The 19992-nt window shown below is 43.4% G+C and carries 17 protein-coding genes; 8 read left to right on the top strand and 9 right to left on the bottom strand.

Annotated features, from left to right (window positions below; genetic code table 11):
- Positions 1 to 34 precede the first annotated feature (34 nt).
- Positions 35 to 541 carry an energy transducer TonB gene (locus tag ACT3S4_RS07290; RefSeq protein WP_444760810.1) on the top strand — a complete coding sequence of 169 codons (507 nt, stop codon included), beginning with the start codon at positions 35 to 37 and terminating at the stop codon, positions 539 to 541.
- A gap of 101 nt (positions 542 to 642) precedes the next feature.
- Here the strand turns inward: ACT3S4_RS07290 and ACT3S4_RS07285 are convergent, their stop codons facing one another.
- Both ACT3S4_RS07285 and ACT3S4_RS07280 read right to left on the bottom strand, forming a co-directional pair.
- Entirely contained in the window at positions 643 to 1371 is a 729-nt protein-coding gene (locus ACT3S4_RS07285; protein ID WP_045453617.1) for a pantothenate kinase, read from the bottom strand.
- Positions 1372 to 1408: 37 nt separating this feature from the next.
- The gene (locus ACT3S4_RS07280) at positions 1409 to 2368 is read right to left on the bottom strand and encodes a biotin--[acetyl-CoA-carboxylase] ligase (RefSeq protein WP_087813969.1); all 960 of its coding nucleotides are present in this window, start codon (positions 2366 to 2368) and stop codon (positions 1409 to 1411) included.
- A gap of 195 nt (positions 2369 to 2563) precedes the next feature.
- On the opposite strand from ACT3S4_RS07280, the gene ACT3S4_RS07275 reads away from it, so the two are divergent.
- Together ACT3S4_RS07275 and ACT3S4_RS07270 are read left to right on the top strand one after the other, a co-directional pair.
- Positions 2564 to 3367 carry a sulfite exporter TauE/SafE family protein gene (locus ACT3S4_RS07275; RefSeq protein ID WP_201604706.1) on the top strand — a complete coding sequence of 268 codons (804 nt, stop codon included), beginning with the start codon at positions 2564 to 2566 and terminating at the stop codon, positions 3365 to 3367.
- Between the two features lie 139 nt (positions 3368 to 3506).
- The gene (locus tag ACT3S4_RS07270) at positions 3507 to 4355 is read left to right on the top strand and encodes a hypothetical protein (RefSeq protein WP_444760809.1); all 849 of its coding nucleotides are present in this window, start codon (positions 3507 to 3509) and stop codon (positions 4353 to 4355) included.
- A gap of 43 nt (positions 4356 to 4398) precedes the next feature.
- On the opposite strand, the gene ACT3S4_RS07265 is transcribed toward ACT3S4_RS07270, so the two are convergent.
- On the bottom strand, positions 4399 to 4698 hold the full coding sequence (locus tag ACT3S4_RS07265; protein ID WP_424517636.1) for a DUF4298 domain-containing protein: 300 nt from the start codon (positions 4696 to 4698) through the stop codon (positions 4399 to 4401).
- A 139-nt stretch (positions 4699 to 4837) separates the two neighbouring features.
- Between ACT3S4_RS07265 and ACT3S4_RS07260 the strand changes: the two genes are divergently transcribed.
- The 5 genes from ACT3S4_RS07260 to ACT3S4_RS07240 all read left to right on the top strand — a co-directional run bounded on the left by ACT3S4_RS07260 (position 4838) and on the right by ACT3S4_RS07240 (position 13508).
- Positions 4838 to 8800: an AAA family ATPase gene (locus ACT3S4_RS07260; RefSeq protein WP_444760808.1), complete on the top strand. Its 3963-nt coding sequence runs from the start codon at positions 4838 to 4840 to the stop codon at positions 8798 to 8800.
- Between the two features lie 222 nt (positions 8801 to 9022).
- Entirely contained in the window at positions 9023 to 10051 is a 1029-nt protein-coding gene (locus ACT3S4_RS07255) for a cell division protein ZipA C-terminal FtsZ-binding domain-containing protein (protein WP_444760807.1), read from the top strand.
- Positions 10052 to 10344: 293 nt separating this feature from the next.
- The gene (ligA, locus tag ACT3S4_RS07250) at positions 10345 to 12444 is read left to right on the top strand and encodes an NAD-dependent DNA ligase LigA (protein WP_444760806.1); all 2100 of its coding nucleotides are present in this window, start codon (positions 10345 to 10347) and stop codon (positions 12442 to 12444) included.
- Positions 12445 to 12447: 3 nt separating this feature from the next.
- Positions 12448 to 12846, top strand: a complete 399-nt coding sequence (locus ACT3S4_RS07245; protein ID WP_444760805.1) for an HNH endonuclease — start codon at positions 12448 to 12450, stop codon at positions 12844 to 12846.
- Positions 12792 to 13508, top strand: coding sequence for a hypothetical protein (locus ACT3S4_RS07240; RefSeq protein ID WP_444760804.1), 717 nt, complete (start codon positions 12792 to 12794; stop codon positions 13506 to 13508). Before ACT3S4_RS07245 ends, ACT3S4_RS07240 begins: the two co-directional genes overlap by 55 nt.
- Before the next feature lie 36 nt (positions 13509 to 13544).
- Here the strand turns inward: ACT3S4_RS07240 and ACT3S4_RS07235 are convergent, their stop codons facing one another.
- From ACT3S4_RS07235 to ACT3S4_RS07210, 6 genes are all read right to left on the bottom strand, one after another.
- Positions 13545 to 14099, bottom strand: coding sequence for an REP-associated tyrosine transposase (locus tag ACT3S4_RS07235; RefSeq protein WP_444760803.1), 555 nt, complete (start codon positions 14097 to 14099; stop codon positions 13545 to 13547).
- A gap of 62 nt (positions 14100 to 14161) precedes the next feature.
- The gene (locus ACT3S4_RS07230) at positions 14162 to 14725 is read right to left on the bottom strand and encodes a hypothetical protein (RefSeq protein ID WP_444760802.1); all 564 of its coding nucleotides are present in this window, start codon (positions 14723 to 14725) and stop codon (positions 14162 to 14164) included.
- A gap of 239 nt (positions 14726 to 14964) precedes the next feature.
- The gene (locus ACT3S4_RS07225; protein ID WP_045453637.1) at positions 14965 to 15378 is read right to left on the bottom strand and encodes a hypothetical protein; all 414 of its coding nucleotides are present in this window, start codon (positions 15376 to 15378) and stop codon (positions 14965 to 14967) included.
- Between the two features lie 334 nt (positions 15379 to 15712).
- Entirely contained in the window at positions 15713 to 18172 is a 2460-nt protein-coding gene (locus ACT3S4_RS07220; protein WP_444760801.1) for a YgiQ family radical SAM protein, read from the bottom strand.
- A 217-nt stretch (positions 18173 to 18389) separates the two neighbouring features.
- A complete protein-coding gene (locus ACT3S4_RS07215; RefSeq protein ID WP_444760800.1) occupies positions 18390 to 19148 on the bottom strand; it encodes a hypothetical protein in 759 nt (252 codons plus the stop codon).
- A gap of 141 nt (positions 19149 to 19289) precedes the next feature.
- Positions 19290 to 19757, bottom strand: coding sequence for an Lrp/AsnC family transcriptional regulator (locus tag ACT3S4_RS07210; RefSeq protein WP_045453648.1), 468 nt, complete (start codon positions 19755 to 19757; stop codon positions 19290 to 19292).
- Positions 19758 to 19992: the final 235 nt, after the last annotated feature.

Genomic DNA, 19992 nt, shown 5'->3' with positions numbered 1-19992 from the left:
CACTTTTTAATGACTGAAATAAAAGAATTTTACAATGACCCATAAATCACATACCAAGTTATCTTTTAATACAGCTTCTACCTTTTTCACTAATATAAAACCTATAGGTATCTATGGCCTGTTAGTCACTATGTTTGCATTGTTTACGATGATAGTAAGCACAACGCCTGCACAAGCAGAGATAGTTGATTTGTCTAGTCCTGAACCCATTATTCAGCTCTCTACCCTAGACGCTAGCTGGCTAACACCGCCAAAGTTTGATCGACTTGTTCGTTCTATGGATAGATACTTAATCAATTGTTCTTATGATCAAGACGGGAATGTTATCAGACCTTGCGAGAGAACAGATTTAGAAATGGTTTTTTCATTGCGCGTTGATAAGCAAGGTAGTATCAAAAATGTAAAAGTGATTGAGAGTAGCGGTGTAGCAAGGATAGATAAAATGGCTATTAGAGAACTATACAAAGCTCGACTTAAGCCTTTTTTGATAAAAGGGCGGGCAGTAGAAGGTAACGTTACATTACCGATTGAATTTAAATAGCCGTAGAATAGTAAGAAAAATTAAGTAGATTTAAACCAAAAAAGCAGTACGCCTAAAACGTACTGCTTTTTTATTAATCATTTTATAAGGTTAATAAATGATTACGACTGTTTGGTATGATCAAAATATCGTGCCAGACCATTCAACAATAAATCATCACGCAAGCGTACTGGTCGATTAACATGCTGAGAAATAATAGCTGCATCACCACCCGTCATGATGACTTCAAAGTTGGGATGGCGATGGCTAATCTCATTGATGGCACCGACAATAGAGAGCAAGATACCGCGATGTACCGCATCTTGTGTGGTCATGCCTTGACCAACACTATCAAAGGTGCCATTGGATATGGTGATTTGCTTGGTGCCTGAAAATAGTGATTCACGTTGCAGATAAATACTGGGGAAAATATAACCGCCCAAATGCTCAGCATGATCAATCAAGTCAATGGTCACTGCTGTGCCACAGCCAATCACGCACTGACGTTTTTTCTTATCCACGGCGCCCAGCATCTGTAGCCAACGATCACAGCCGAGCTGTTCGTCATTATAAGCACTCTTCATCAAAGCATGCGCGGCATCGACATGGACAAACTCAAACGGAATATTCAGACGACCTAACGTCTCTGACACTTTAACATTCAAATCGTCGCCAAGTACCGATGAGATACCAATAAAATCAGGCGCATAACGCTCGAAGCGATCGGTCAAACCCATTAGTAGTTCGGCAGGCGCTTGCAAATGTTGCTTGGCATCATGCGCGACTATTTGTCCGATATCATCGGTGAGCCAGTATTTTAGGCGGGTGTTGCCAAGATCTAACCAGAGCATAAAAATCCCTTTATATCGTGCCCATTGGGTCTTTGATTTAAGCCTTATCAATAACGTCGATGCGTCCGGTAAAAAGCGCAGAAATCTTACCGCTATCTTGACGCAATTGCAAACATCCATGTGTATCAAGACCACAAGCATAACCTGTGATGCTATCTGTTTTACCGTTATGCTCTTGAGTAACGTGCAAGCGTAATCCTGCCAGTGCATCCATCGATTCAAACTGTTTTAAAAAGCTGTCCAAATTATAGCTTTGACCAGTGGGCTTCTCTAATCCTAGGTGCTCAAAGCGTGTCATCGCGGCTAGCAGGGCTTTACTCATTTGTTGGTAAAGCATTTTTAGGCTTGGTAGGCTCACAATATCTGTCTCTGGTTTTAGCTTCTCATAAATATCCTGTAGGCTAATCGCCTGATAACTCATGCCTTCACAGGTTTGCGCAGTGAGTTTGGGCGTTGCCTGTACATTAAGTCCTACGCCCATCACCACGCCGACCAATTTGCCCGTTTGGGTAACAGGTTCTATTAAAATACCCGCAAGTTTATGAAAAGGTAGGGTCTGTGCTGCCAGTTTAGGCTCATTTGACATTGAGTCAGATGGCAGTTGATAAAAGCCCAAATCATTTGCCCACTTCACGCCGATGGGCGTCAATCCTTGCGCGCGTAATTGCTCATTTAATATTTGAATAACGGGCATTTTTGCCAGTTCAATGCCGATGATTAGTGACAATAAACCGCTAATCGGCAGATGAACAGGATGATATAACGACAGATAGACATTGCCGCGCGGTGATTGCCACGAGCGCCCGTGCTGCCCACGTCCAGCGCTTTGGGTTTCAGCGGTCAGTAAATGCATCTGCGCAGCATTTAACGTGCCATGTTGTACATCTGCTATCAGCTCGCTATTGGTGGAGGCACTGCTGACAAGGTGGCGATGGTTCAGCTGTGGTAAATGATGAAGCTCTAATGAGTCGTCAGAAAAATTGGAAAATGGCGGCATAAGTTTCGTCGATGTGGTTAATATAGCGTGGATAATCTTTGTTATACTGGGCGATTGTCATGAGATTTTCACGATTAGACAGTATCAAATAAACAGCATAAAGGTCGGATTATGATTTAGCAAATGCGATAGGTAAGTGATTATAAAACTAAAGAATTTTTATAAAAATAAGTGTGATAAAAGGCTGATTCGATGATGTTATATGTGTGGTTTGTGATTGCAGGGGCATTTGCGGGTGTCAGTGCCGGTTTATTTGGCGTTGGCGGCGGCATGATTATCGTACCAGCATTGGTATGGATTTTTACCGCTTATGATTTTTCACCAGAAGTGGTGACCCATTTGGCGATTGGTACGTCACTGGCGACTATCGTTGTGACCTCGATCAGCTCAATGACTGCGCACAATAAGCGTGGCGGCGTGCGTTGGGAAGTATGGCGCAAAATGGCACTCGGCTTGGTCATCGGTAGTCTGGTCGGTGCTGGTATTGCCGATATGATTGACGGTAAAGTATTGCAAGCCATCATCGGTGTCGGCGCGTTATTGGTTGCTTTAAAAATGCTGTTTTTGTCCAATAAAGAGCAGCTGGGTAAACCGCTACCGTCAACTGGTGTACAGTTCGGCGCGGGTACAGGGATTGGCATGGCGTCGTCTATTTTTGGTATTGGCGGTGGCAGCTTAACCGTACCGTTTTTAAATTGGGCGGGGTTACCGATGAAGCAGTCGGTCGGCACGTCTGCCGCTTGTGGCTTACCGATTGCATTGGCTGGCGCGGCAGGGTTTGCATGGTTCGGGCAAGACGTGGTCAATCTGCCTGAGGGCACGATAGGCTTTGTGCATATCACGGGATTTTTATGTATTTCTGTCGCTAGCTTTGCGATGGCAAAAGTCGGTGCGAAGCTTGCGCACCAGCTGCCTGCGCTAACGCTTAAGCGTGCTTTTGGGGTGTTACTTCTATTTGCTGGTGGGCAGCTGTTGTTAAGTGGGCTTGGGGTGATTTAAGTGTCTATTCTTTTAATAAGAATTAGAGCTGTAATTTGGGAATACTAATAGAATGAAAGCAGCAGAAAAGTATCGCCGTGTTTTTGGTTAAATCAGTCATTTAAAAGACCAGATACCATGGACGACTGGTCTATCCAATATGGTAGAGTTTTTAGTATGGGAGCCGCAGCGTGTTCTCGGTATTAGCAAAAAGCAATATGTAAGACAGATTATTGAATGGGCAATGGTTCCAGAGCTAAAAGATAAGAGCTTACAAGAAATCGAGCAAGCTGTTAGTAAAAACTTGAATCAAAAAATGAGTGAGTCTGAACAATTAGAAACTTATTCAACTCAAACGATAGGTATTTGCAATGCTAGGGAAGCGGTCCGCCGCGTAAAGTTCTTTTCTGAGGATTATCTAAATAAAGAGTTCGATATTTTTCTGAGTTTATGTAGTGACATTTATCTAAACCTATTTTATGGGCAATTCATTAAATTTGAACAGTGTGGTTCGTGGTCAACACACGGCAATAGCGGCATCTTTGAATTTAGTACCGAACTAAAAGCTATGTTCATGGACAATTTATCTTATAACCATGAGGCAAATATATTGATTGCCAATGAATTAAAGCTTAATGGCAAGAAAAACGCTGACCAAATATTAAAGTACTGCTTAATGTACAAGTATTTATTAGAAATAGGCTTAATTGATAAAGGTGCAAAGTTTTTACTACTGTTTATCGGCGGCAGTATTATAAAAGAGGATAAGCAAAGCCTAATTAATCAAGAAATAGCTATGTGTCAGAGCAAGCCAGCAAAATACCAACACTTATTACAGCCTGAGTTATTGGAAGTAATTGCCCATTTAGAAGTTGCGAGTATCTCTTGGCGGTCACTGATTGAGTTTAATAATCATTATTTGAATGAAAATGAGATTTGCCAAGTCGAGCAAAAACTATTGAAGGGTTTCAATCAAAGCCTTCACTCAAAATCGTTTATGCACTTATGACTCTAATTCTAAAGCTCATTACGACTTTAGATAAAATAGCTGTCTACTTCTTATCAATCGCATCCAGCCCCAAACGCATCCATTTTCTTGCTAGCTCATCATGGTCGCTGAGCATACTCCACAGCGCATCTTCACTAAAGATAGAGTATTCATCACCTGAATGTTCAATTGGCAGATCCGCTTCACGATCTGTCATCCATTGCGGGTCTAGGTAGTAAGTTTTCAACTCATTTTGTAATGCTTCAGCTTTTAAGAACTGCTGCTGCGCTTCGAGTTGCTGGCGATGTAGTTTGCACCATTGCTCATATTTTTGCTGTAGTTCTTGCGGATTATAGTTAGGCATTTTTATACTCTTATTTTTTGATACTTAGACGAATGATTATTATTTTCAGCCCTATTATAGCATCCTTCACAAACCCTAAAAATCCGTCACAATTTCAGGTAGAATAGCCGCCTGTTTTCGCCATATTTACTGATCCTTCATGCGCCTAAAATCTCTCAAGCTGGCAGGCTTTAAATCCTTTGCCAATCCAACGACTTTTACTTTTCGTCATGGTATCACCGCCATTGTCGGGCCGAACGGCTGTGGCAAATCTAACGTCATTGATGCCATTCGTTGGGTGCTGGGTGAAACCTCTGCCAAGCAGCTGCGTGGCGGCGCGATGAGTGATGTTATCTTTGCTGGTACGCAAGATAAATCCGCCAAAAGTGTCGCTAGTGTCGAGCTAACCTTCGAGCATACGCAAGATGAGCAAAACGGTATTCGCCATGAGTTTAATCTATATCAAGAGCTGTCCGTTCGTCGTCAGGTAAATAAGGAAGGTCGCTCAGATTATTTTATCAATGGTACGCGCTGTCGTCGCCGTGATGTCGTCGACGTGTTCTTGGGTACGGGACTTGGCGCGCGCAGTTATGCGGTGATTGAACAAGGTATGATTGGGCGTATCGTTGAGTCTAGCCCAATGCAGCTGCGTGAGTTTATCGAAGAGGCAGCAGGGGTCTCACGCTATCAAGCACGCCGTGAAGAAACCCAAAAGAAGCTCGAGAAAACGAAAGATAATTTGGCACGCCTGCATGATATGCAAAGCGAGCTGGTCAGCCAACAAAAACGTCTGTCTAAACAAGCCGCTAGTGCTGAGCGTTATGAGGAATTAGCGCTAACACTAGCTGATATCAAACAGCAGCTCGCCATTCAGCAACTATATAAAGCCAAGCATAACCAGCAGCAGCAAAAAATAGCGCATGAGCGCAGCGCCACTGAAGTATCAACTTTACAAGCCAACTATGAGACCCTAAAAGCCAAGCAAGATAAACTTGCTGCTCATATCAATCAAGAGCAGTGGCTCAAAGACGATGCTCAAAGCAACCATTATCAACAGCAGCTAAGCTATCAACAAGCAGAGCATCAATTAGGTGATGCCAAGTCACAGCTGACCGCTATTGAGCAGCAACTAGCCAGCTTGGATCAACAGCGTCAGCAAGCAGTCGATGAGATAAATCGCTTAAAGGCTGAGCAAGCCGAGCAGCAGACTGTGCTAGAAGGATTGCGTCCGAAGCTTATTGAATTAACGACTAAACGTGAAGCGCATAAACGCAACGAGCAACCATTGCAGCGCGCCTACCATGATGCACAAAACCAGCTATCAAGGCTGCAAGATACTGCGCGCTCGCTTGAACAGCAGCAAGCGATTAATAGCCAAGCACAAAAACGTTATCAGCAAAACCATGATAAATGGCAGCGTCGCCAGCAAAATTGGCAGCATTTATGGCAGCAACTACAACAGTCACTATCACCAGTTACAAGTGCTGGTTTGCAAGATAATTCTGATACGAATAATTTGCAGCAGACGTTAGTGGCGCAAGTTGCCGAGCTAAACAAACAATTGCATCAGATTGAACGCCAACAAGACAGCGTCGATGAGCGACTGTCTGAGCTACAACCGCAAGCGCAGGATTTACAACAGCAATTGCACACGCAGCAGCGCGAGTTGAGCGAAAATGAGAAGCGCCACGCCGTATTGGCAGGTGAGTACGATACCCTGCATCAAATATTGCATCCTAAGCCGACACCAAAATCGCAACCGCTTGTTTATGCAAAAACTGCTGATGTTAAAAGTGATTTAGAAAATGATATAGCCAAGGATTATAAAGACTTAGCTATTACCACCTTGCGTGACCAGATTGAGTTAAGCGCAAAAGGGCAGCAGCATGCAGAGCTACTTGATAGTGTGTTGGCATTATGGTTAGACAGCCATGTGCTGGTTTCTAACCAAACTTATCAACCAAATGTTAATAACGTGAGCGCTGACTCCGAGCAAACGCATAGCTTATGGCAGGCGCTTGAGCATGAGTTAAAAGATTTATTTGTTTATCAAAATGCGCAAACCAATACAGTGGAAAAGTCATTAATTAAAATAGAAACGGGTCATAGCTTGTGGCTATCCGCTAAGAAAAACGAGGTAAATACAAAGCCACTGGTTAGCGAATTGCCTGAGAGTTTGATTGATAAAATACTGCCTTTATCACAGCTGATTAGCGCACCGAACTTAGCGCTTTGGCGGCAGTGCTATTTATATATTGCACAGCCTGAGACAGATAATAGGCAAACGTTAGAAGCGCTTGCTGAGATTTTAAAAGTATTGCCATCGTCAGCTATTTTACTAACGACTGACGGCTGGCTTATCAGTCGTCAGGGTACGATGAATCTAAGTAAATTTGCTGGTGCGCAAGATGGACAAAATGGTAGCAATAACAGCAACAGTCAATTTTTAACCCAGCGTTTGCAGCAGCGCAGCCGTTTGCAAGCGTTAGAAGACTTGCTCGATGAGTTTGAGAACAAAATAGAAGCGCAGAAAAAAGCGATTACAAAAGACCAGCGTAACTATGATGCATTAACAGTTAGCTTAGAGGAAACTCGAGCACAAGCTGAGCAATTAACCCGTGATAAGCATCAATACCAGCAACAGCTCACTACTCAGCGCGCCAACGCTGAACGTTTGCAAGCGGACAGCCAACGCCTCAATGCTGACAAAGTTACCCTTGAGCAAGAGCAACAAGAATTAGAGCAAGAACAACAAACGCTGAATCAAGAACAGCAGGATATCCAAAGCAAAATAGCAGCGCTAACGCCACAAATCGCCGATGCTCGTCCGGCAACTCAGCAATTACAAGCGGAGCGCAGTGAGCTAAGTCGTAACCGTCAAGCAGATGATGACGCTTGGCAAGCAATGCAGCTGCGTATTCAGCAGAGCGAGATGCGTCTAGAGCACAGCACTAGCAGTCTTGCTCGGGCAAGTGCGCAATTTGAAAAGTCATTACAAAGCGAGCAAAATCTAAAGACGCGTCATGAGCAGCAGCAAAGTACATTGCCAGCACTGCAAGCTGCATTGCAAACAGCACAGACCGCGCGCGATGAGCAGCAGGCAGTATTAACAGGGCGAGAAACTGCATTAACGGTGCTCAAGCAAGAATACAATCAGCAGCAGGTTGAGCTAGATAGCTTGCAAAATACACTGCAAACCCAGCAAAATGCGCTTGCCAATCACTCGACCGAGTTGGCATTAAGCGCTGCAAAATTAGAGGATGCCAGTAGCCATACGCAAGAAGCGCTAGATGCTTATTATAAGGTGAGTCATAAATATAAAGCACAATCAGACATAGCGCAGCGTCCACAGCATCAGCAACAAGTGATGAGCGTCTCAAACTTATTAGCAGATTTTATCGCTCATGATCGCCGTGTGCGCCCAGATAAAATCACTGAGCTTGAGTCTGAGCGCGTGCAGCTTGAGCAGCAGCTAAGCAAAATTGGCGCAGTCAACTTGGCAGCCGTGGCAGAGTTGGCAGAGGTTAATGAGCGCCTACAACCACTCGCGCAGCAGACCGCAGATATTGCTGCCAGTATGCAGACGTTAACGGAGGCGATTGCTTCGATTGATGAGACCACCAAAACGCTATTTATGCAGACGCTCGATGCCGTCAATATTGAGCTTGCCAATTTATTTGCCAAAGTGTTTGGTGGCGGGCAGGCCAGTTTAACGCTCAATACGGATGATATGCCCGTTAATGCGCCAAAATCAGAACAGTGGCGGGCAGGGCTCACTTTAATGGCACAGCCAAAAGGCAAACGTAATAGCCGTCTAGCTGTGCTTTCAGGCGGTGAAAAGACGCTTACTGCACTGAGTTTGATTTTTGCAATATTTAAGCAGCATCCCGCGCCATTTTGTGTACTGGATGAAGTCGATGCACCACTTGATGATGCCAACGTCGCTCGCTTTACCAGTCTTATTCATGAATTAGCAGACGATTTGCAGTTTATCTTTATCAGCCATAATAAATTAACGATGCAGATTGCCGATGAATTAAAGGGCGTGACCATGCCAAGCGCAGGGATTTCTACCTTGGTCAGTGTGTCACTCGATGAGGCAGCGCGTTACCTTTCTGATTAAGAGCAGCGCTGAATAGCAAAAATAATTGATAACTGGCAGCAGTTGTCAGTGGTATAGTTAGAAATGATGTGCCAATATTACAATATTACAACGTCACGCAAGTGTGTCAGCCTCACGGTAAACGATGACTATATGGTGACGATATTCATTAGCCATGCTAGACTATTGCCATTTATTCCCTCTTATGTATTCCCTTTTGTCATATATTAGGATGTATCTCTTATGACCGCTATTCAGTTTATATTGATTGCCATTGCCGCATTTATCATGCTTGCAGGGCTATTTATGGTCATTCGTAGCTTTAAGCGCCGCAGCAATGCTGAAGCGGTAGCGGTCAATTATGATAAAAACGGTATTCCTATCATACCGCGCCATGAACGCAATATCGTCGATCAGCCAGACTTGGATGATACAGTCGCTGGCGAAACAAGTATCGCCCCTGATCGCAGTTATCTAAATGCGGTGGTCGAAGACGAGCCTTTGACCCAATCTCATACCCATGTTGATACGCAGCTGACAGCTGGGCATGCGGATGTTAATGACAGCGATACTGACACCGATACTGGCACAATAGATGATGCTGACTATGTGCGCTGGCAAGCAGAGCAGCAGCGTGCTGACAACAGCGAGTTTGTAGAAGTCGCTGAGCAAATGCATATCGAGCAAGAGCAGGATGCGTTTTCAAGCTTGATGTCGGCAACTGACAGCTTGATGCCCTCTATTGATACCGCAGACGAGCCAAGCTTCGATAATAACAGTCCGATCCTCGATCAGCATTTATCAGAGCCAGTGGATGAAGCGCAAAACGGTCCACTCATCAATGCCAAAGACAACATTAATATCACTATTTTGCCGCATCAATATCGCGACCGTCCAGCCGCGATTATCCGTGGTCGTGATTTATTGGCATTAATTGATAAGTATGGTCTGCGCTATGGCGCGATGAATATGTTCCATCGTTATGAGCAAAAAGACGGTACGGGCATGCTATGGTTCAGTATGATGGGTATCACTGATAGTGGCATCGCGCCTTTTGATCCGCATAGCGTGGCGACCAATACTTATAATGGTGTGGTAGTATTCTTATCGCTGCCGCATCCACAAGCGCTGCGTAGCTTCGATAGTATGATGAGTATTGCTTACATGATGGCAAGTGATTTGGATGCCATTATGCTCGATGAAGAGAACGAGCCAATCACCCCTGAATACAAGCAGCAATTGCGTAACCAAGTTCGCGATTATGAAGGCTAGTTTTAATGTATTAATACAGGTTGATTAATAAAAGCTGATTCATATTAGCAGTATTCTAAAAGGCAAATAGCGATTGACGTTATTTGCCTTTTTTAATGGGCTTTAGTTTCTGCAAAATGCTAGAGTCGGTTCAAGATAATTTAGATACAAGGAAGGTGAGTGAAAGTACTACACATAGTAGACTGAGCGAGCCTGACACAGTATCTAATTTATATAGGATCGACTATATCCGAGCATCCTACAAACTTGTTATCATATCGGCATCTTGAATTGCAAAGAAAAAGACGCCGACTATGACTGATCCTATCTCACCACTTACCTCTAAAAACATTAATAAAGACACTAATAAAGACATCAATACTGCGAATCCTATAAAAAATGATGATGCTATCGTCACCCAGATGCGCACGTTTATCGATGCGCTTAAGCAGCACAATTATGCCTACTATGTGCTTGATAATCCCATTTTAGAAGACAGCGAATACGATCAGTTGCGCCGCTCTTTGTTGGCGCTTGAAGAACAATATCCAGATTTGGTACAGCCAGACAGCCCAATCAATCAAGTTGGTGACATGCCGCTATCGGCTTTTACCCAAGTCACTCATGATATTCCTATGCTCTCGCTTGGCAATGTCTTTGATTATGATGAATTACATGGCTTTATGCGCCGCGTGAATGATCGTCTCAATGATTCACAGAAAAATCCTGAATATGAGATGGAGCTAAAGCTCGATGGCTTGGCGGTATCACTCAAGTATGCTCATGGTAAATTTATACAAGCGGTCACACGTGGCGATGGGCAAACGGGCGAAGATATCACCCAAAATGCCAAAACCATTCGCAATTTGCCACTTTGGCTCGCGGCTGCAAGCGATATTCCATTATTAGAAGTGCGCGGTGAAGTGCTGATGCCGAAAGCGGGTTTTGAGCGTTTGAATCGTCTTGCTGAAGAAAAGGGCGACAAAACTTTTGCCAATCCACGCAATGCCGCTGCTGGGAGTTTGCGTCAGCTAGATCCCGCCATTGCCGCCAGCCGTCCGCTCGCATTTTACTGTTATTCAGTCAATCAAGGTTTACCTGAGCATATCAAAACCCAATCAGCAGCGCTTGCATGGCTAAAGACCATTGGCTTTACCGTCAGTGCAGTCGAGGTGGTACAAAATCCACGCGAGGCTCAAGCTTATTATGAATCGGTAAAGGAAACACGTGGCGAGCTGCCGTTTGAGATTGATGGCATGGTCATCAAGGTCAATAGCTTGGCGTTGCAGCAGCAGCTTGGCTTTTTATCGCGTGAGCCGCGCTGGGCAACCGCTTATAAATTCCCTGCCGAAACGGTCATGACCCGCTTGCATGCTATCGAGTGGCAAGTCGGACGCACTGGTGCGATTACGCCTGTTGGTAAATTAGAACCCGTGAAAGTCGGCGGCGTCACGGTCAGCAATGTCACCTTGCATAACTTTGGCGAGATTCAGCGCTTGGATGTGCGCGCAGGCGATATGGTCAGCGTTCACCGTGCAGGCGATGTGATTCCTAAAGTGACCCGTGTTTGGACAGATCAGCGTCCAGCAGACTCAGAGCCTGTTATGTTGCCATCGACCTGCCCAGTATGCGACTCGCCTGTGGTGTTGCCCAAAGATGAAGCGTTAGCACGTTGTACTGGTGGGCTATTTTGTCCCGCGCAGCAGGTCGAGGCACTTATCCACTTTGTCTCGCGTCGGGCAATGGATATCGATGGCTTAGGCGCAAGTTGGTTGATTAGCTTTTTTGAGCATGGCTTGGTGAAGACAGTCGCTGATATCTATCAGTTGCACAATCATCAAGACGAGCTGATTACGCTTGAGAAACTGGGCGAAAAGTCGGTACAGAACATCCTTAGTGCTATCGAAGCCAGTAAGCATACGACACTCGCGCGCTTTATCTACGCGCTGGGTATTCGCGGTGTCGGTGAGACGACGGCGCAGAACTTGGCGCAGCAATTTGGTGACCTTGATAGCTTGATGGCTGCTGATATCGATAAGCTACTGCAAACGCCTGATGTCGGTGCGATCACTGCTGAACTTGCTTATAAATTCTTCCGCGCACCGCACAATATCGAAGTCATTACTGCATTACGAGAAGCTGGCGTGCATTGGGATAAGGTTGAGCAAGTCGCATCAGAAGGATTGCCACTCGATGGGCAAACGTGGGTCATCACCGGTGCGCTAGATAGCATGGCGCGTGATGAAGTCAAAGCTAAGCTGCAAGCACTCGGTGCAAAAGTCTCAGGAAGCATCTCGGCAAAAACGACTGCGCTACTGGCAGGTGATAAGGCTGGATCGAAGATGGCTAAGGCGGAGAAACTGGGTGTGAAAGTAGTGGGTGAGGAAGAGTTTTTGGCGATGGTTGGGGAGTAGGGTATGGATGCTGATATAAGTAAATATAAGAAACTATATGCTAATTATGCCGAGGTTTCTTATCCAATAACTTATAGTGAGAGTAAGCACAAAGTTAGTGATAGACTGAGCCATAAAAGACTTTCTAAAAAAATTGCAGAAAATATGGAAGAGTATGTTTCCATATTTGACAATAGGGATTATCTTAGCCTAGATAGAGATACTTATATTTATCCTTTTGAAGGAAGTGTTAAAAAATGTGCATTTTGCTTAAAAAGTGAACCTGATGTCAGTTTTAAAAATAAACCACATGTAATCCCAGAGTTTTTAGGGAATAAGTATTTATTACATTACGATGAGTGTGATCAGTGCAACTCAGAATTTGGCAACACTATAGAGAGAGAGAGCTTAGTGAATATTTAAGACCTCGCAGAGTATTTAGTAAAATAAAAGGCAAAACGAGAAAGTATATTAGTTCTTACTCCAAGAATGGAAAAAAGGGGTTTGAGTTTTCAGAAGAAAAAGGTAGTTATATTATACCAATTAATGATAATTTAGATTTAAACTTTAAGAATAAAGAGTTTACTTACGTTTGTGAAATAGCAAAACATACTCCTATAAATGTTTATAAAGGGCTTATGAAGGTTTTATATGGCTTACTACCTAGAGAGCATAGAATGTACTTTGAGGTTGTTAGAAATTTTTTAATAGATGATAAGTTGGATAAGATTTCAGATCAAATACCTATAAAAGTAGTTTCTACATTTATGCCTTACAATAACTTAAGCTCTCCTTATGTAAGTATTTTACATAGAAGTAAAGATACATCTGAAAATGAAGTGTTAGAAGAAGATTTTTTTGAATATGTAGGAACCATCTGTTTTGGAAATACTATTTTTGAAATACCTATGTATTGTGATAAGGATATTAAAAAAGCGATAAATAAAAAGGAGATATCTTTGAAGTTAACTCCTAAACCTTATGGGAGCTTTTGGAGGGAGATAGAAGACTTGAATGCAAGAGAGAAGGTTGTATCAGAGTATCCGTTAAATTTTGGATATCATTCAATTACTGTTTTTGATTAGTTAGCGTAGGGTGCGCCCAGCGCACCTAGAAAAAAACTACTCTAATTTATCTGAAAAACTCTCTGAAAAACCAATTGACTCATTACCCCAGTCTTCCGCATAAGCACCTTGCTTCACATAACGATGAAAGCTCGAATATGGCCAGTCTACTACATTTTTAACTAACCCATGCTTAACAGGATTATAGTGCAAATAATCCATATGCCTTATGAAGTCTGCTTCGTCTTTTATTTCATGTTCATAAAATCGACGTTGCCAAATACCTCTTTCGCTTCTTTTAATTTTTGAACGGCTTAACACATCTATTGGTAAATGATATTGCGGACAGGCTTGGGTGGTTAATCGTTTTATCTGCGACCAACGCATACTATAATTAGCATCGTCAGTAGGCATTTTCCAAATACAGTGTAGATGGTCGGGTAGTTGTACCCATGCAATGATTTTAAAAGGATATTGTTGTTGAACTTGTTTGATGCTTTTTTTAAAGGCTTTTAAGAAGTCATCTTCACACAGTATTTTTCTTCGATCGTATGACACCAAAGTAAAAAAGTAGGTAGCACCTTTCGTGTATGAACGAATGTATTGTGACATTTATATTTACCGTATGAATTTTAATACTCTATAGGTGCGCAGGGCGCACCCTACAAATTAAATTACTCCACTACCTCTCCATGCCCCTTCGCTTCACCTTTCTTACCATCAGGTTTAATCTCAATTGGTAATACCAATCCTTTCGCAAAGTCATCAGACAGCACGTAATCATAGCTGCTAGCAGCGATATCAGGTGTGGCATGAATGATGAGTTTCATCTCATTGCCATCGGTTAGCTCATGCGAGACATAGCTTTCACTTAGCTGATCCAAGGCTTTAGATAGTGCCTCATTACTCGCCATGCTCACCGTTAGATTATGCTGAGCCGTCGCATTATCTACCTTGAAATACTCTGCATAATCACGGACGTTTTGGCTATCGAGCGCAAACGGATATTGATAATTGGCAGGGTCAGCGGGCTTCTCACCGCTCGCCATGACAGACCAGTCGATAGTCTTAGTGGCTGTCGTTGAGGAGTCTGCGGTCGTCACCGCTGGCTCAGAATCTTGAGCGGCCGTTTCAGCATTGTTGTCGCAGCCAGCCAGTGCCCACATGCTGGCAGTAGCGATGATTATCACATTCATTAAGCGCTTAGCCATCGACGTATCCTTAGTATTATTAATCATAAACAATATCCTATCAGCGCTATTTTGACAGGTTTCTTGATGCTTCTCTAGACAAAAGCAGCAAACCGTTCATTCTAACCAACGCTTTACCTAAATCTGTGGTTTTGATGTCAGTTTTTATACAGATATTCAATGCAATATTGTTCAATCAACACGCAAAAAAAACAGCCATCCTATGATGACTGTCTTGTATATGTCGCTGGTTTTTTAAAACTGGCAGGCTGTTTATAGCGAGCTAATTAGATTTGGCAGTTTACTTGATATTCTTTACCGTTTGCCCATTTGATGGCAAAAATACCTTTGTCGCCTTTCATGTGCCATGCATAGACAGCTTCTGGGTTTGACTCATTAACGTAGCTTGCGGTATCACCTTGCACATCACCATTTAAGATGATTGGTTGCTCAGCCCATTTTACTTTAGGCAAGGTTGCATTGAGCATCACTTGTTTTTTATTGATAGATTGTTTAGCCATGATGGTGCTGTCGTCAGTACAGGTATAAGGTGCTGGTGCCATACGATCATAAGCGGCATCGGTGACGCTTTCTGATGCAGGCGTGTTTGATGCATTTGGCGTAGTAGGAGCCGTGGTCGCACAAGCACTTAATAAGGCAAGGGTAGGTAGAGCAACAGCAAATTTAGTTAGGGTTTTCATGGCATTCTCCAAAGATATAAAAATCATAATGTATTTATTTTTAATAATGCGTTAAGCATATAGCGCATATGGTAACGAAAACAGCGCTTGAAGAATGTTAGAAATTGTTTGTTACGTGTTCATTAAGTTACTTAATCACTGACTAATGTAACACATCATTTGGCGCGTTTTGATTGGTGTTTAGGCTTTGATTATGCATTTATTAAAAATAAGCTGCTTCAAATAAAAAAGCGCCTATCGACCTTTTGACCGATAGACGCTTTTTTATGAGCTTAAATAAGTGTTCGTCACTCATTTAAGCATCTGCATTTAGCACTGAGATACAGGGCTTTAACTACTTGGTTTTACGCGGTGGCAGACCAGTATGTTGGGTTTGGAAATTGCCTTTACTCACGCGCTTTTTGGTGTTTTTGCTGACCGTGTTTTGACTCGCAGCGCCTTTAGCGGATGCGCCATTGGTTGACGAATTATTATTACGCTTCACCGAGTCATTACCTAGGCGGCTGTTCTTTTTACGCGCCGATTGATAGCTGTCTTGTGCCGCATCGCGCCCTTCTAAACTGGCGTTGAACGGCGGGATTAAGCAGCCACGATTTTTACCAATCAAATCACCACGACCCATGTCTTGCAGAGCTTTACGCAATAATACCCAGTTTTTTGGATCATGATAGCGCAAGAACGCTTTATGCAATTTGCGCTGCTTACCCGATTTGACGATATCCATGTCACCTTCATCACGGCTGATCTTATGCAGTGGATCTTTATGCGTATGATACATGGTGGTCGCTGTCGCCATCGGGCTAGGATAAAACGCTTGTACTTGGTCAGCGCGGTAGCCATGGCTTTTTAGCCACAGCGCAAGGTTCATCATATCCTCATCTTTCGTGCCCGGATGCGCGGCGATAAAATAAGGAATTAGATATTGCTCTTTACCGGCCTCGAAGCTGTACTGCTCAAACATGGCTTTGAATTTATCATAGCTGCCCATGCCCGGCTTCATCATTTTCGATAAGACGTTTTCTTCAGAGTGTTCAGGCGCAATTTTTAGATAACCACCGACATGATGGCTGACCAATTCTTTGACGTATTCTGGATCTTTTACCGCCAAGTCATAGCGTAAGCCAGAAGCGATGAGAATCTTTTTTACACCTTTGATATCACGGGCTTTGCGATATAGTTTGGTCAAATTACTGTGATCGGTAATTAGGTTTTCGCAGACGTCAGGATAGACACAAGACGGCTTACGGCAATTCTTTTCAATGGTATCGTCTTTACAGCTCAGACGATACATATTGGCCGTGGGTCCGCCAAGGTCAGAGATAACGCCAGTGTAGTTAGGTGCGGTATCACGAATGGCTTCGACTTCTCGTAGGATAGATTCTTCCGAGCGGTTTTGGATAATTCGTCCTTCGTGCTCAGTGATTGAGCAGAAAGTACAACCACCAAAACAGCCGCGCATGATATTGACCGAAAACTTAATCATGTCATAAGCAGGGATGCGTGCATCGCCATAGCTTGGATGCGGCAAACGTGCGTACGGCAAGTCAAATACGTAATCCATCTCTTCAGTCGAGAGCGGAATCGGTGGTGGATTGAGCCAGACATCGATGGAGGTGTGCGAATTACCAGCGCCACTACTATGACGTTGCACGAGGGCACGGGCATTACCTGGATTGGTCTCAAGATGTAAGATACGGCTGGCATGAGCGTATAAAACAGGGTCAGATTTGACGTGCTCATAATCAGGCAGACGAATGACCGTCTTTTCACGTGGTGGCATTTTTATTTTATGTTTACGCGCCGTCATTGGCTTATCAAAACCACGCATTTGCACCACTTGCGTTTCTTCGTCAACTTGCTCGGCATTTAGAATTTTATTGGTAACTGGTTCAGAAACAAAGCCCGGATACTGTGAAGCCATTCCTGAGAGCGCTTGCCCAACTGGTGAGTCGCTAGGCTTGTCTTGCTCGATTGAGCATTGATCCACGTCTTCGGTCATCACATACGGGTTAATAATTGGGTCAACACGGCCAACGGTATCGACATCGTTACTAGCAACTTCAGTCATATCGTCTTGCCAATGGCGGCGCGTTGGCGTCAATAGATATGAGGTACCGCGCAATTTGCTCATCTGCTCAAAGCTATAGCCTTTAGACAGACCATGTACCACATCGACGATGGCGCGCTCAGCATTACCGTACAATAAAACATCGGCACGGGCATCCATCAAGATACTACGGCGCACTTTATCCGACCAGTAATCATAATGAGCGATACGGCGTAAGCTACCTTCGATACCGCCTAAGATAATTGGCACATCAGGATAAGCTTCGCGGCAACGCTGGCTATAGACGATAGCGGCGCGGTCAGGGCGTTTATTTGCCACGTTGCCCGGCGAGTACGCATCATCGCTACGAATCTTGCGATCGGCGGTATAGCGGTTGATCATGCTGTCCATGTTGCCTGCGGTCACGCCGTAAGCATAGACAGGTTTGCCCAATTCCATAAAGGCGTCTTTGCTCTTCCAATCGGGCTGAGCAATGATACCCACACGAAAGCCTTGTGACTCTAGTAGACGACCGATAATCGCCATACCAAAGCTTGGATGATCGACATACGCATCGCCTGAAATGATGATGACATCACAGGCATCCCAGCCCAAATCGTCCATCTCTTTGCGGCTCATAGGCAAATAAGGCGCTGGCTCGTAGCAGCTTGCCCAATGTTTGTCGTAGTCGTAAAGTGGTTTGGTGCCTTGTTTAAAGGCGGTGCGGGCGATGGTATCGGCAGACATGAGCGGACCTGTTAATTAGAAAAATGGCACTAAAAAAAGCCGTTATTCATTAAAAATATTAACGGCTAATTTAAAAGTGCTCATTTTAACATGAATTGTCTTCATGATGTCATAAACGATTAGCGATAAGTTATTGATAGTTTAAGTAATCTATGAATAAAAAGGCTTGTAGAAACTAAGCGCATCTTTATTTCAAATCATCATTTATAGTAAGGATTTATTGCTCTAATAACTGAAATGGGAAAGTAACTACGTCAAAAGCTAAGGCAAAGGGCAATAAAACCAGCTTCTGAGCCGTATTTGCACCACTACGAGACACTTGATTTTGCTGACTTTGTGTATAAAAACTGACCGTATAAGGTTTGCTCAAGGCACGATAATTCGACTGAATTATGCTTAAATTACTGACTTGTGGATAGATAGCGCCTTTGACAGGAACGCTAAAGCAAAAACGCTGAGCATTGATACGCTGGTCACTGGCTGAGGTACATTCTTTGCCGTTGTTTTGCAAAAAAAACTGATAGTCAGAACGTTTAAATTCATCTTTTAGTTTGGCATAAGACAGCTTCATCTCTCCCTGAAAGTAGCCATCGTTATTGGGCACATAAAAGTTCATCTCATTATCAACTTGGATATTTTTTGGTGTCAAATTGGTCAGTAAATTCACCATCTCTGTCCCACCTTGGGTCAGCACATAGCTGTTTTTTTCACCGACGATCACCATGGTCGCGTTGGGCATTTTTGGTAATGCCTGTGCAGGGCGACCAAAAGCCACGATTTGATCTTCCGACAACACAGTTTTAGCTGTTGTTGTGCTGACATGACTGCCACTGTCTAGTAATGAGCTAGTGGCGCATCCTGAACTGGCGAGCAATGCTGCAAGTGACGCTCCTGCTATCACTGTTTTGAAGCTTAATGCTTTTAGTGCTGAATTATTACTTTCTTTTTTTCTAATGGTACGGGCATTTTTAGTCATGGTGAGGCTTCCTTGTCTACTAGGCGATTGACTATTGATGTGATATCTATCATTTTTGCTAAACTTTCGTTGATATCGTACCTTGTTTGACCGCGACTTATCTACTTTTAATTAAACAGCCAAGCAGTTTTCATAATCAAATTAATCGAGCAAAATCTTTGTCCCACTTTTAGTAAAGTTCATCACAAATTGGCTTTTAAAGTTGCGCACATTATTCTCATAGGTGAGCAAACCAGTCGTGAATCGATGGTAATCACTCATATTTTTGGCATTGACCATCAACATAAAATCCGCATCACCTGATACCTCATAACAGCTCATCACCTGTGGCTGTGTATTCATCAAGCGCTCAAATCGATGTTGCATCGAGGTATTTGAGCGCGCCATCTCTATCATCACCACCGCGGTCAGTCCGTAACCCACCTTATTTGGGTCAACGATAGCAACTTGCTTGGTAATGACGCCATTGCTGATTAATGCTTGGATACGGCGCTGGGCAGTAGCGATAGACACATGCACTTGTTCTGCCACCGTTTTTAATGGCAAGGTCGCATCGTCCTGTAGCAAATTTAAAATCGCTTTATCGATATCATCTAAAACTTGGCTCATGGTGTTCTCTCTTTTAGAAAGCGTTTCATTCACTGGATTTTTTACAATTATTATCACTATAAATCAAAATATAAGAAAAAATTTAGTTTTAAAGGGTTTGAAAGATAAATTTACTTATAAATAGGCTTTTATTGGAAATAATATCTCATCACTACTCAGTAAAATAGGTGCTATTAATCAAGGTTTAACAATCAAAAATTAGCAATTAAAGCCTAGCAACTAAAGCTTAACCCTA

This window comes from Psychrobacter sp. AOP30-A2-5 (assembly GCF_052378115.1).
Taxonomy (GTDB): Bacteria; Pseudomonadota; Gammaproteobacteria; order Pseudomonadales; family Moraxellaceae; genus Psychrobacter.
Note: the sequence above shows the minus strand (reverse complement) of the source record. Positions and strands in the feature narration are given on the sequence as shown.